Here is a 12,634-nt window from a genome sequence, read left to right as displayed (position 1 = left end):
GCTCAGGGCTTCCAACCGCTGTCGCGCGCCGCGCGCTCAGCCCTTGCGTCGAGGGCCTCGCCGGCGATCAGGCTGTCGACCGCGGCGAGGACGGCGGGCGGGGTCTCGGCGCCGGCCGTGCGATAGGCGCTCGCCGCGGGCGGCGTCCAGGCGCTGACCGCGCGCGCCGTCCAGCGGCCACCGTCGCGGCAGGCCACCCCGGCCAGGCGGTCGGCGGCCATTTCGAAGGTGCGGCAATAGCCGCCCTCAGCCGTGCGGAAGGTCAGGCCCACCCGCACCGGCCCCGCATCCGACGCCAGCTGCGTGGTCAGCGCCGCGCTAAGGCCGCCCTGGGCGATCAGCGCCCCATGGCGGCTCGCCAGCGGGCCCTCAGCGGGGCGCACGGCCAGTCCCACCGCGGCGCCCACAGCCAGGCAGGCCGCCATCGCCGCCCAACCGCGCGCGCCGATCTGCGGGCCGCGCCGATCATTGGCCGCCTGGGCGGCGAGGGCGAGCGCCAGGGGGACAGGCTGCGTCAGCACGGGGTCGTAGGCGGCGGCCAGACGGTTCGCGAGCGCCCGCTGGCGCGCCACCTCGGCGGCGAGCGCGGGGTCCGAGGCCATCTGGGCTTCGAAAGCGACGCGCGCCTCGGGCGAAAGTTCGCCATCGACATAGGCGGCCACGGTTTCCGGCGACGGTGTCACGGCGCGGCCTCCTCGAGATCGGCCAGCAGGGCCGAGCGGCCGCGCACCAGGCGGCTGGTCAGCGTGCCTTCCGGCACCTGCAGCACCGCAGCGGCCTCCCGGTAGGACAGCCCCTCGATCAGCACCAGAGCCACGGCCAGACGCTGATCGTCCGGCAGGCGCGACATAGCGCGTTCGACCTCGCCGACCACCAGCCGATCTTCCGCCGCCGCCGCGCCGGCGTCGCCCACCCGCTCGCCCTCCTCCGCCGGAGCCAATATGGCGCCGCGGCGGCGGCGGGCGCGGGTTTCGTCGATCCAGGCGTTCTTCATGATCCGAAAGATCCAACTGTCGAAGCGGGTCCCCGGACGCCACTGGCCACGATGCGCCAGCGCCCGTTCGACCGTTACCTGGGCCAGATCATCGGCGTCCGCGGCGTTGCGCGCCAAGGCGCGCGCCAGCCGCCGCAGACGCGGCAGGAGTTCGACGATCTCGTGGTCCAGGCCGCTCAAGGGCTACCTTTGTCTCAAAGGATGAAACGACCGCGCCGGCGCGTTTCATCCCCAGGGGGTCGCAAAAAGTGAAACGCACAGCGGCGCCAAGCGCTGCCTTGGGAGTTTATCCAACGTGACCCCCGCCGTTCAGCCCCACGACCGACACCGCCGCCTCGCCGCCTCGGCGCTCATCACCTGTGCGATCCTCGTTGGCGGATCGCCGGCGGCGGCGCAGATTCTGCGCGGCGGCCTGGGCCTGCCAGGCGCGCCCATAGGTCTGCCGAACCTCCCGCCATCCAGCCTGCCCGCACGCGTGACCGATTCCGTCGCGGGAGGCGCCAACGCCCTGACGGACAGGGCCGTTTCGGAGCTGATGGGCGCGCGGGCGCAGGCGGCGCAGCGGCTGATCCGCGAGCATCGCGATGTCGTCGAGGCCGATGACCATGGCCAGCCGGTGGTGCGCGGCGAGGCGCTCGGTCTTGGCGTCTCCGACGCCGCCCTCGCACACCTTCGCGAGGCGGGCTTCACCGTCCGCTCGGCCGGCGAGATTGCCGGGCTGGACCTGCAAGCCGTGGTGCTCGGCCCGCCCCGTGGCATGTCTGCGGTCGAGGCCCTTCGGCGGCTCCGGACGCTCGATCCCGCCGGGCAGTATGAATTCAATCATCTCTATCAGCCGGCCGGCGCGGTCGGCGCCGCCGCATCCGGCGCCGTGGGCGAGGGTCCAGGCGCCCTTGAGCGGTCGGTCGGTGTCATCGACGGGGCTGTCGCGGCGAGCGCGCCCACCCTGTCGAACGCTCGTCTCGTCCAGCAGGCCTTCGCGCCAGGCGGCGCGCACGTCACGGCCCACGCCACCGCCGTCGCCTCGCTGATCGCCGGCCAGGCCCCTGGCTTCCGCGGCGCGGCGGCGGGCGCAACGCTCTATGTGGCGGACGTCTACGGCCCGACGGCGGCCGGAGGCTCTGCGGAAGCTGTCGCGCGCGCCATGGGCTGGCTGGCTCAGATGCGCGCGCCGGTCATCAGCATCAGCCTGGTGGGCCCGCCCAACCGGCTGCTGCAGGCCGCTGTGCAGTCCCTCATCGTGCGCGGATATCTGGTCGTGGCGCCGGTCGGCAACGACGGCCCGGCCGCGCCGCCGCTCTATCCGGCCGCCTACCCCGGCGTGATCGCGGTGACCGGCGTCGGTCCCGACGGCCGACTGCTGCCGGAGGCGGGCCGTGGGCTTCACGTCGACTTCGCCGCGCCCGGGGCCGGGATCGTGGCCGCGGCGCCGGGCGGCGGCGTCACGGCCGTGCGCGGGACCTCGTTCGCCGCGCCTATCGTCGCCGGGGCGCTGGCCGGGCGCATGACCGGGCCCGACCGGGTCCAGGCCGAAGCCGCGGTTTCGGCTCTGGCGCGCGAGGCGCGCGCCCCCGCCCGGTTGGCGCGGGCGGCAGACCTTGGACACGGCCTGATTGGGATGAATGTTCCGGCCCCGACATCGTCGCGGGCGGAAAAACTCAAGCCCGCGGGATGAAATCCGCGGCCTGTGTCGTTGGGTCTTCAGGAAGCCTCGAACCACAGGAGATTTTCGATGCGCAAGACCCTAGTCCTCATCGCCACCGCCCTGAGCGCCAGCCTTGCGCTGGCCAGCGCCGCTGACGCTCAGCTGCTGGGCGGCGGAGCGCGCGGCGGCCTCGCGGGCGGCCTCATGAGCGGCCCCGCAGGCCTGGGCGGCGGCCTGACAGGCTCGGCGGCCGGCCGCGGGAGCTTTGACGCCAATTCCGATCTCATGGGCCACACGGGCGACAGCGCCTCGCGGATCCCGCGCTCCACCGCTTCGAAGGCGCGTGGCGCGGCCGCCGGCGCGGCGGCGAACGGGCAGGCCGCGGCCTCCGGCGCCGCCAGTTCCGGCCAGACGGCCGCCGCCGGCGTTGCGGGCTTCGGCCAGGCGAGCGCGGCCGGCGCGGCGCAGGGCGCCGCGGGCTTCGCCAGCCAAGCGCAGCAGCGCGCCGCCAGCGCCGCCGACCAGGGCGTCTCAGCCTCCGGCCAGGCTGGGGGCTCCGGCCAAGTGCAGACCCGCCACGTCGGCGCCAGCGGCTCAGCCCAGGGCTCCAGCGCCGCCTCGGCGACGACCGCGCCGCCCCGCGCATCGGCCGATACGGCGGCCAGCGGATCGGCGAACGGCTCGGCTTCGGTCCGCCGCTAGGCCGCGCACAGCTCTGCGGCGGCGCGGCCGACCTGGAGAGGCTCGCTGAGCTTGTCGGTTACGTTTGCCGTGGAGGGGCCGTCGGAGCGATCCGGCGGCCCTTCGGCTTTTCCGGCGTTCAGAAGGAGACGCAGGACGACTGGGTGATCAAGAGCACCGAGTCCTGGTGGAAGCGGGCCTTGTAGGCGTTGCGCACCGCCTCGATGCGGCCCGACGCATCGCCGCGCTTCGGCAGGACGATCAGCACCACCTTGGCCGCCTCGCGGATCAGCTTGTTCTCGTCGCCGCGCCACTGGCCGCCGCCGTCCATCACCGTCAGACCATCCGGGAATTTGGGCGTTATCTCCTGATCGATGAACTTCTGGAACTCGGCCTCGCTGACGCCGGGCTGGCCGCCGATGTTGCGGCCGAAGAACAGCTGCGCGGTGCGCTGCGCCTCCTGCCCCGCGGGACAGGCCGGCGGCGGCACGGTGTAGGTCGAGATGCAGCCGGTCAGGCCAGCCAACGACGCCGCAACGATCAGAGCCCCCGCGAACTTCATCCGCCGATCAACTCCCGTCCGATCAGGAAACGCCGGATCTCGTTGGTGCCGGCGCCGATGTCGTAAAGCTTGGCGTCGCGGACCAGCCGCTCCACCGGATATTCCTTGGTGTAGCCGGCGCCGCCCAGCGCCTGCACCGCCTCGAGGCTCACCCGCACGGCGTTCTCGGACGCCATCAGGATCGCGCCGGCCGCGTCGAAGCGCGTGGTCATGCCCGCGTCGCAGGCCTTGGCGACCGCATAGACGTAGGCCCGCGCGGAATTCAGAGCCACGTACATGTCGGCGATCTTGCCCTGCATCAGCTGGAAGGAACCGATGGCCTTGCCGAACTGCTTGCGCTCGCGGACGTAGGGCAGGACCACATCCAGGCAGGCCTGCATAATGCCGAGCGGTCCTGCGGCCAGCACCGCGCGCTCGTAGTCCAGGCCGCTCATCAGGACGCCCACACCCCCGTTCTCGGGGCCCATGACATTCTCTTCCGGGACCTCGCAGTCCTCGAACACCAGCTCGGCGGTGTCGGAGCCGCGCATGCCCATCTTGTCGAGCTTCTTCGACACGCTGAAGCCCTTCATCCCCTTCTCGATCAGGAAGGCGGTGATGCCCTTCCCCGCCGCGTCGGGGTCGGTTTTGGCGTAGACGACCAGCGTGTCGGCGTGCGGGGCGTTGGTGATCCAGAATTTCGTGCCGTTCAGCACATAGCGGTCGCCGGTCCGGCGCGCGGTGGTGCGCATGGAGACCACGTCGGAGCCGCTGCCGACCTCACTCATGGCCAGCGAGCCCACATGCTCGCCGCTGATCAGCCCCGGCAGGTAACGGCGCTTCTGCTCGTCGCTCCCCCAGCGGCGGATCTGGTTCACGCACAGATTGGAGTGCGCGCCGTAGCTGAGCCCCACCGAGGCTGAGGCCCGGGAGACCTCCTCCATCGCCACCACATGCTCGAGGTAGCCCAGGCCCAGCCCGCCGAATTCCTCCTCGACGGTGACGCCGTGCAGGCCAAGCTCGCCCATCTGCGGCCAGAGGCTGCGCGGAAAGGCGTTGGTCTCGTCGATTTCCGCGGCGATCGGCGCGATGCGGTCGGCGGCGAAGCGGGCGGTGGTCTCGCGGATGGCGTCAGCGGTCTCGCCGAGGCCGAATTCCAGGCTGGGGCCGTGGTTGGGGATCATGCGGCGCGGCTTAGCATGCGTCGCCGGCTCTCGCGAGTTTTGGGCTTAGCGGTACTCGCGCGCGTCCCGCTCGGCGGCGCGGCCCAGCCGGTCGAGGAGCAGATAGACAGCGACCACGAAAAAACCGACTCCGGCCACCCCGGCGAGACCGCCCACCAGCCGCGGACCGAACAGGCCGGCGCTCGCGCCGGTGTGGGCGTAGGTCGCCCAGAAGATGCCGCCGCCGAAGAAGATCAGGCCCAGCGCCGCGAGCGCGATCAGGGTCAGGAGTCCGCCCTCCGGGCGTTCCGGCAGCGGCTGCACGACCGGGGCGTCGAAGGCGAAGGGCGTCGTATCGTCGATCAGCACCCGGTCGCGGTCGAAAGGCTCGCCGTCCTCGAAGCCGGCCTCATCCTCGGCGGCCGGGTCTTCGACGCCGTCCGACTCGCTGGGCGCGAAGAGGTCGCCACCCTGAGCCGCCGCCTCGCCCGCGTCGTCCAGCTCGGGGTGCGAGGTCCAGGTGGCGATCGGCTTGACCTCGTCCTCGGGCTCGGGCTCCGGCGCGCGCAGGAAGAAGGGCACCGGCTCTTCGAAGGGCGCCGGCGGCGCCTCGGGGGCGGCGTCCGAAGGGGCCGGCGCCTCGCCGGACTCCTGGAAGATGGTGGAAAGCCGCGCACTCACCGCCTCGGCGGCGGCCTTGGCCGGCCCCTGCGCTTCATCCTCTTCCGGCGGGATGGGCGCGGGTGCGGGTTCGCCGTCGCGCAGCACCACCAGCTGGTCGCCCTCGACGACCGCGGTCACCTCCACCGGCGCCTGCAAGGGCACGACACCCTCGGCGTCGGTATCCAGCAGCGGCTGCAGGATCGGCGTGGGCGCCGAAACCCAGGCCTCCCCCGGCGGCGTCAGGAACAGGGTCTTTTCGGCCGAGCGGCGGCGGACCAGGGCGTCGACGACGATGCGCTCACCGCCGACATTGGCCTTGCGCCACAGCTCCATGGCGCAGGCCGCCTGGATCAGCGCGCCCTCGTTCAGGCGCCTAAGCACCCCCGACTGGTGGAAGCTGTCCAAGCCGATGTTGAAGACGAAAGAGGCCAGCGCGTCGAACTGGTTCTGGGTGAGCGGCGTGAACACCGCCTCGTTCAGGGCGTGGGCGACGCCGATCAGGTCGTAAAGCAGCAGGGCCTCGGCGTCGTCCGGCGAGACGCTCGCGCCCTCGCGCGCCGTCAGCGTGTGGCCATGACCGATCGTCCAGCGCCCATCGGGCAGCTGAGCGGCCGCTTGGCGGTAGCCCTCGAACCGCTTGATCAGCTCGATCGCGGCTCGGGACACACGGTGGCGAGGCTGCATACCCTCTGTGACCCAGTTTGACGCACCCCCCGGGTGCGCCGGCTTCGCGCGGCAAGTTCCGGGCCGCTAGGCCTAGTCCGCCAATCCTTACAACAGGATAAGGGCGGCAATTGCCAGCACGGCGAAGAATCCCATGAAATCGGTCAGGAAGGTGATGAAGATCGACGACGAGACCGCGGGGTCGCGTCCGGTCCGCTCCAGCGCCAAGGGCACGAGGATCCCGCCCACGGCGGCGGTGAAGATGTTGGCCACCAGGGCCAGGCCGACGGTCAGCGCCAGGCGGACCGCAAAGTCCCAGTGCTGGTGATAGATCACCGTCACCGCGGCCCCCATGGCCAGCGCGACGACGACGCCATTGACGATGCCGGCGCCCATTTCGCGCCAGAAGATGCGCGCGGCGTTGGAGGCGTTCAGCTCGCGCTGCGCGAGCGCGCGCACGGCGACCGCCAGGGTCTGGGTGCCCGCATTACCGCCGACCGAGGAGACGATCGGCATCAGGACCGCCAGCGCGGTGATCTTGGCGATCTCGTCCTGATAGATGGCGATCGCGCCCACCGCCACCGCCTCGGTGGCGAGGTTCAGGACCAGCCAGAGCAGGCGCGAGCGCACGATGCCGAACACGTTCGCATCGCGGCCGGCGTCGGACACGCCGGCCAGCGCCAGAATATCCTCTTCGGTCTCTTCCTGGATGATGCCGACGATGTCGTCGACGGTGATCTGGCCGACGAGCCGGCCGCCCGGCTCGGTGACCGGCGCCGAGATCAGCCGGTATTTGTTGAAGATGTAGGCCACCTCTTCCTGGTCCATATCGACCGGGATTTCCGTGACCTGCTCCATGATCTGGGCGAGCGGCGTGTCGCGCGACGTGCGCAGCAGATGGCTGACCGGACAGGCGCCCACCGGTTTGAAGGCCGGGTCGACGATGTAGACATCGAAGAACAGCTCCGGCAGCTCCTCGCTCTCGCGGCGCAGATGGTCGATCGCTTGGCCGACGGTCCAGAACTGCGGGGCGGCCACCACCTCGCGCTGCATCAACCGCCCGGCCGTCTCGTCCTCGTAAGCGAGCGTCGTCTCGATGGCCGCCCGCTCGGTCTCCGGCATGGCGGCCAGCACCTGGGCGCGCTTGTCGGCCTCCAGGTCGTCGACGACGTCGGCGGCGTCGTCGCTCTCCATCTCGCCCAGCGCCTTGGCCAGGACCTGGCTGGGCACGTGCTCAAGGATTTCCTCGCGGATCTCGTCGTCGAGTTCGGTCAGCACCTCGCCCAGGATCTCGGGATCCAGGTGGGGAACCAGCTCCTCGCGGTCATCCGCCGAGAGGAAACCCATCAGGTCGGCGACGTCGGCCGGGTGCAGGGCGCCCAAGAGCTCGCGCAGACGCTCGGTGTCCCCGCGGTCGAGCGCGTCGACCACCATCGGGACGTAGGCCGGATTTAGGGAATAGTCCTCGCCAAGCGCGAGGTCTTCCAGGTCCTCCTCGGTCTCAGGTCGCTCCTTCAGCTCAAGGTCGTCCGTTTCACGGCTCATGCGGACCTTCCTGGCTTATTTCGAAGCGCTGTTTTCCTGAGGGTTATTAGGACCTTGTTTCACTGGTGCGGTCGAGAAGACTCGAACTTCCACGGGTTGCCCCACAGCGACCTCAACGCTGCGCGTCTACCAATTCCGCCACGACCGCTCGTGGTGAGGCGCGGGGGGTAGCAAACGGCGACGGCTTTGTGAAGGGCGGGAAACGCCTGCGCGGCGCGGACGCCTATTGGCCGCCGGCCATGAAGTCGTAGACGTTGGCCTCGCGGGTCACGGCGATGGAGATCTTCTCATCGTTGATCTGGATTTCGCCGCGGGCGATCGGGTGGTTGTTGGCGAGGATCCAGACCTCGTCGTTCACCTGGGTGTCCAGCGGGATCACCGCGCCGCGGCCCATGCGCAGCAGCTGCTGCATGGGGAGCGTCGAGCGCCCCAGCACCACCTGAATCTCGACATTGACCGCCTTGACCTGGCTCACGGATGCACGCCCCAAGAAACTCTGCAGACTTTCACACGGGCTTTGCGCTTCGCAGGCCCAGCGCCCACATTGGCCGTGACATGCTTGACCGGGTGTTAAATCCAGCGGCGAAAGGCCCGATTTTCGGCCGCGATGACGCTTTGCCGGCCGGTTGGGCGGTTTCGGCCGCGCCGGTGGCCTATCCGGACGCCGTGGCGGCCATGGAGGCTCGCGCCGCGGCGATCGCCGAGGGGCGCGCCCGCGAGCTGGTCTGGCTACTGGAGCACCCGCCGCTCTACACCGCCGGCGTCTCGGCGAAGCCTGGCGACCTGCTGGAGCCGGAGCGGTTTCCGGTGTTCGAGAGCGGCCGCGGCGGCCAGTTCACCTATCATGGCCCCGGCCAGCGGGTGGCCTATGTGATGCTCGACCTGACCAGGCGCGGCCGCGACGTGCGCGCCTTCGTCGCAGCCCTGGAGTCCTGGGTGATCGGAGCGCTTGGGCGGTTCAATGTCGTCGGCGAGGTCCGCGCGGGCCGCGTCGGCGTCTGGGTGGCGCGGCGCGAGGCCGGCCAGCCCGTCCGCGAAGACAAGATCGCCGCCATCGGCGTGAAGTTGCGCCGCTGGGTCTCCTTTCACGGCGTCTCGCTGAACGTCGAACCGGACCTCGCCCACTTCGCCGGCATCGTGCCCTGCGGCGTGACCGATCACGGGGTGACCAGTCTCGTCGACCTGGGCCTGCCGGTGACGATGGACGAGGCCGACGCGGCGCTCCGCGCCAGCTTCGAGGCCGTGTTCGGACCGGCCACGGACGCCACGCCGCCTGCTTAAGCAGGCTTCACGAACCGCCTCGTCGATGCGATGTGGGGCGCAATGCGCAGCTTATCCCTGTCCTTCGCCGCCCTCGCCCTGTCGTTCGGGGCCGTCCTCGCCGCAGCCGCGCCGGTCTCGGGCCAGACCTTGCCGGTGAGCTATCCGCCGTCGCGCGCGCTCAGCGACATCACCGCCTGGCTGCAGCGCGAGACCCCGATCGCCCCCGGACAGGTGGTGGACATCAGTCCCTCGGCGGTGACCGCCGTCACCGGCGCCCAACCTACCGGCCAGCCGCGCGGCTTCCTGGCCGCGATCAGTTCGGAAGCGCTCGACCCGCAAATCCTCAGCCACGAGGGCATCGCCTCCTGGTCGATCCCCGTCGAGATCGACTGCGACAAGCGGTCGGTGCGCCTGGGCGTCATGACCGGCTTCACCGGCCGCGACCTGAAAAACGATCCCAGGACCGTGCGCGAGGCCGACGCCAACTGGGTCACGCCGACCGCGTCGGCGCCGCTGGGCGCAGTGATCCGCGCACTCTGCGACCGCGATTTCCGACGCCCGCTCATGGCCAAGGTCAAGGCCGGCGCGACGCCCAAGACGCCCGAACCCGCCAAGGCCCCGACCGAAGCGCCGATCCAGACCGCCCAGGCCGCGCCCGAGCCCAAAGCGCCCAAGGCCCAGCCGGCTCTGCGTCCGGGCCTGCCGCCGGCCAAGCCCGCCGCGGTGGCCGAGGCGCCCCCGCCCAAGGCCAAGCCGCCGTCCGGCGGCGCGATCGCCGTGCAGATCGGCGCCTCGCCCAGCAAGCCGGACATCGAAGGCCTGCTCGCCAAGTTCAGGAAGAAGTTCGCCGGCGAGATGGGCGGCCTGAGCGGCAGCGTGGCGACGGTCGAGGTCGATGGAAAAACCGTCAACCGGGCCCTCATTTCAGGCTTCGGCACGAACGCCCAGGCCGGCGAGTTCTGCAAGAAGCTGTCCGCCGAAGGCCAGGCCTGCTTCATCCGCCGCTGAAGCCGCCGTCTAGGGGAGGGAAAGCGCCGGATTGAGCGGGTTGGGGCCGTAGCGGTTGGTCCCGGCTTCACCCGGCATGGCGCCCAGGTCGACGCCGGCCCAGATCAGCACCAGGGTGAAGAAGAAGTCGAAGAAGCTGTCGGGGCGCGGCCAGACGGCGAGGATCGAGACCAGCACCAGGGCGGCCCACCAGCCGGAGCGTCCGCGGTCGTGCAGGCGCTTCGACAGCACGCAGGCCCCGCAATAGAACAGCGGCGGATAGACGAACCAGCCGGTGATCCAGTGCACCGCCGACGGCGACACGTTCTCATAGAACACCAGGACGATCAGCAGCGTCGCCGCGGCGATCAGCGACGGCATGCGCGCCGCCCGCCCGTTGGCCGAGAAGAACAGCTCGCTCCAGTCGGTCTGGCCGTTCATGGCGTCCTCAGAGAATCCGCGGCGTCAGCATAGCGCGCCGAAACGCTCAGGCGAACTCCACCAGCACCTCGTCGGCGGCGACGCTGTCGCCGGCCTGGGCGTTGACCGCCTTCACCATCCCGTCCCGCTCGGCGCGGATGATGTTCTGCATCTTCATGGCCTCGATGACCGCGACGGCCTCGCCGGCCCGCACCTGCTGGCCCACGGCGACGTCGAGGGTCACCACCAGGCCCGGCATGGGCGAGAGCACCATCTTCGAGGTGTCGGCGGCCTTTTTTGGCGGCAGCTTCTCGTGCAGTTCGGCGATGCGGGGCGTGAGCACCAACACCTTGGCCTTGGCGGCCCGGTGGCGGATGTTGAAACCCTCGGCGGCCGGCTCAACCTGGGCGGCGAAGGCGCGCCCGTCGAGCACGCCCTTGAACACCGGCTGGCCCGGTCGCCAATCGATGTCCTTCAGCGTGAGCGTTCGCCCCTCGCCCAGGAACTCAACGCTCAGCGCCGCGCCATTGGTCACGCGCACCAGCCGCCGCTCGCCGTTCTCGATCACCACCCAATCGTCGCGCATCAGCTCCGGCGCGGCGCGGCGGGTCAGCACCCGGTGCATGGCGCAGGCGACGGCGGCCATCAGGTCGCGCTGGAAGGCCGTCGGCGCCGCGCCCGCAAAGCCCTCGGGGAACTCGTCCTTGATGTAGTTGGTGGAGAGCTTGCCGGAGCGGAACCGCGCCTGGTCCATCACCGCGGCCAGGAACGGGATGTTCTGGCCCAGGCCCTCGATGTGGAAGTCCTCAAGCGCCGCGCCCATGGCGTCCACCGCCTCTAGGCGGGTCTTGGCCCAGGTGGAGAGCTTGGAGATCATCGGGTCGTAGAACATCGAGATCTCGTCGCCTTCGCGCACGCCGGCGTCGTTGCGGACCTTGATCTTGCCGATGTCCCCTTCGGCCGGCGGGTCGTAGCGCACCAGACGGCCGATCGAGGGCAGGAAGCCGCGGTAGGGGTCCTCGGCGTAGATGCGGCTCTCGATGGCCCAGCCGTCGATCTTCAGGTCCTTCTGGCTGAAGGCGAGCTTCTCGCCATAGGCCGAGCGGATCATCTGCTCGACCAGATCGAGGCCGGTGATCAGTTCGGTGACCGGGTGCTCCACCTGCAGGCGGGTGTTCATCTCCAGGAAAAAGAAGCTCTTGTCCTGCCCCGCGACGAACTCGACCGTGCCGGCGCTGTCATAGTTCACCGCCTTGGCCAGGCGCACCGCCTGCTCGCCCATGGCCGCCCGGGTCTCGGCGTCGAGCAGCGGGCTCGGCGCCTCCTCGATGACCTTCTGGTTGCGCCGCTGGATGGAGCATTCGCGCTCGAACAGGTGGACGACGTTCCCGTGCTTGTCGCCCAGCACCTGGATCTCGATGTGGCGCGGGCTCTCGATGAACTTCTCGATGAAGATGCGGTCGTCGCCGAAGCTCGCCTTGGCCTCGGCTTTCACGGCCGGGAAGCCCTCTTCCACGTCCTTAGTGTTCCAGGCGACCCGGATGCCCTTGCCCCCGCCGCCGGCCGAGGCCTTGATCATCACCGGATAGCCGATCTCCTCGGAGATGCGGATGGCATGCGCCGTGTCGTCGATCTCGCCCACATGGCCCGGCACCACCGAGACCTTGGCCTTGGCGGCGAATTTCTTGCTTTCGATCTTGTCGCCCATCGCCTCGATGGCGTGGGGATTGGGGCCGATGAAGACGATCTTCTCGGCGGCGCAGCGCTTGGCGAATCCGGCGTTTTCCGAAAGAAATCCGAAGCCTGGGTGGATCGCCTCAGCGCCCGTCTCACGGCAAGCGGCAATGATCTTGTCGGCCACCAGATAGGACTGCGCCGCCGGAGCCGGCCCGATGAACACCGTCTCGTCGGCCATCTCCACGGCCATCGAGTCGGCGTCGGCCTCGGAATAGACCACCACCGTGGCGATCCCCATCCGGCGGCAGGTCTTGATGATACGGACCGCGATTTCCCCGCGGTTGGCGATCAGGATCTTTGAAAACATTAAGCCCGTTCTTCCGAAGCACCGG

Annotated in this window: 13 protein-coding genes and 1 tRNA gene; 4 read left to right on the top strand and 10 right to left on the bottom strand. The window is 70.2% G+C overall.

Annotation, left to right across the window (positions count from 1 at the left end):
* Window positions 1–2: 2 nt before the first annotated feature.
* Both VKQ35_RS21465 and VKQ35_RS21460 read right to left on the bottom strand, forming a co-directional pair.
* Window positions 3–683 (bottom strand): anti-sigma factor, encoded by a 681-nt coding sequence (locus VKQ35_RS21465; protein ID WP_324364963.1) that lies wholly within the window; start codon window positions 681–683, stop codon window positions 3–5.
* Window positions 680–1,174 carry an RNA polymerase sigma factor gene (locus tag VKQ35_RS21460; protein WP_324364961.1) on the bottom strand — a complete coding sequence of 165 codons (495 nt, stop codon included), beginning with the start codon at window positions 1,172–1,174 and terminating at the stop codon, window positions 680–682. Before VKQ35_RS21460 ends, VKQ35_RS21465 begins: the two co-directional genes overlap by 4 nt.
* Before the next feature lie 115 nt (window positions 1,175–1,289).
* Between VKQ35_RS21460 and VKQ35_RS21455 the strand changes: the two genes are divergently transcribed.
* Together VKQ35_RS21455 and VKQ35_RS21450 are read left to right on the top strand one after the other, a co-directional pair.
* Window positions 1,290–2,669: a S8 family serine peptidase gene (locus VKQ35_RS21455; protein WP_324364958.1), complete on the top strand. Its 1,380-nt coding sequence runs from the start codon at window positions 1,290–1,292 to the stop codon at window positions 2,667–2,669.
* A 57-nt stretch (window positions 2,670–2,726) separates the two neighbouring features.
* Window positions 2,727–3,341, top strand: a complete 615-nt coding sequence (locus tag VKQ35_RS21450; RefSeq protein ID WP_324364956.1) for a hypothetical protein — start codon at window positions 2,727–2,729, stop codon at window positions 3,339–3,341.
* 118 nt (window positions 3,342–3,459) lie between these two features.
* Here the strand turns inward: VKQ35_RS21450 and VKQ35_RS21445 are convergent, their stop codons facing one another.
* From VKQ35_RS21445 to VKQ35_RS21420, 6 genes are all read right to left on the bottom strand, one after another.
* A complete protein-coding gene (locus tag VKQ35_RS21445) occupies window positions 3,460–3,882 on the bottom strand; it encodes a DUF3574 domain-containing protein (protein WP_324364954.1) in 423 nt (140 codons plus the stop codon).
* Window positions 3,879–5,045, bottom strand: a complete 1,167-nt coding sequence (locus VKQ35_RS21440) for an isovaleryl-CoA dehydrogenase (protein ID WP_324364952.1) — start codon at window positions 5,043–5,045, stop codon at window positions 3,879–3,881. Before VKQ35_RS21440 ends, VKQ35_RS21445 begins: the two co-directional genes overlap by 4 nt.
* 45 nt (window positions 5,046–5,090) lie before the next feature.
* Window positions 5,091–6,353 carry a lysozyme gene (locus tag VKQ35_RS21435; RefSeq protein ID WP_324364950.1) on the bottom strand — a complete coding sequence of 421 codons (1,263 nt, stop codon included), beginning with the start codon at window positions 6,351–6,353 and terminating at the stop codon, window positions 5,091–5,093.
* A 105-nt stretch (window positions 6,354–6,458) separates the two neighbouring features.
* Window positions 6,459–7,895, bottom strand: a complete 1,437-nt coding sequence (gene mgtE, locus VKQ35_RS21430) for a magnesium transporter (protein WP_324364948.1) — start codon at window positions 7,893–7,895, stop codon at window positions 6,459–6,461.
* Between the two features lie 63 nt (window positions 7,896–7,958).
* Window positions 7,959–8,043 (bottom strand) — tRNA-Leu (locus tag VKQ35_RS21425).
* 75 nt (window positions 8,044–8,118) lie between these two features.
* On the bottom strand, window positions 8,119–8,397 hold the full coding sequence (locus VKQ35_RS21420) for a FliM/FliN family flagellar motor switch protein (RefSeq protein WP_324365154.1): 279 nt from the start codon (window positions 8,395–8,397) through the stop codon (window positions 8,119–8,121).
* A gap of 53 nt (window positions 8,398–8,450) precedes the next feature.
* Here VKQ35_RS21420 and lipB point away from each other — a divergent pair, with 53 nt between their 5' ends.
* Entirely contained in the window at window positions 8,451–9,176 is a 726-nt protein-coding gene (gene lipB, locus VKQ35_RS21415) for a lipoyl(octanoyl) transferase LipB (RefSeq protein WP_324364946.1), read from the top strand.
* A gap of 42 nt (window positions 9,177–9,218) precedes the next feature.
* Complete coding sequence (locus tag VKQ35_RS21410; RefSeq protein ID WP_324364944.1) at window positions 9,219–10,166, top strand: SPOR domain-containing protein; 948 nt, start codon at window positions 9,219–9,221, stop codon at window positions 10,164–10,166.
* A gap of 9 nt (window positions 10,167–10,175) precedes the next feature.
* Here VKQ35_RS21410 and VKQ35_RS21405 read toward each other — a convergent pair whose 3' ends face one another.
* Both VKQ35_RS21405 and VKQ35_RS21400 read right to left on the bottom strand, forming a co-directional pair.
* Window positions 10,176–10,586 (bottom strand): DUF805 domain-containing protein, encoded by a 411-nt coding sequence (locus VKQ35_RS21405; RefSeq protein ID WP_324364942.1) that lies wholly within the window; start codon window positions 10,584–10,586, stop codon window positions 10,176–10,178.
* Between the two features lie 46 nt (window positions 10,587–10,632).
* Complete coding sequence (locus VKQ35_RS21400; protein ID WP_324364940.1) at window positions 10,633–12,609, bottom strand: acetyl/propionyl/methylcrotonyl-CoA carboxylase subunit alpha; 1,977 nt, start codon at window positions 12,607–12,609, stop codon at window positions 10,633–10,635.
* Window positions 12,610–12,634: the final 25 nt, after the last annotated feature.

Origin of the sequence: Phenylobacterium sp. (assembly GCF_035309685.1) — a bacterium.
In the GTDB taxonomy this organism is placed as follows: domain Bacteria; phylum Pseudomonadota; class Alphaproteobacteria; order Caulobacterales; family Caulobacteraceae; genus Phenylobacterium.
The sequence above is the reverse complement of the archived record's forward strand: the minus strand, read 5'-3'. Positions and strand labels throughout refer to the sequence as shown.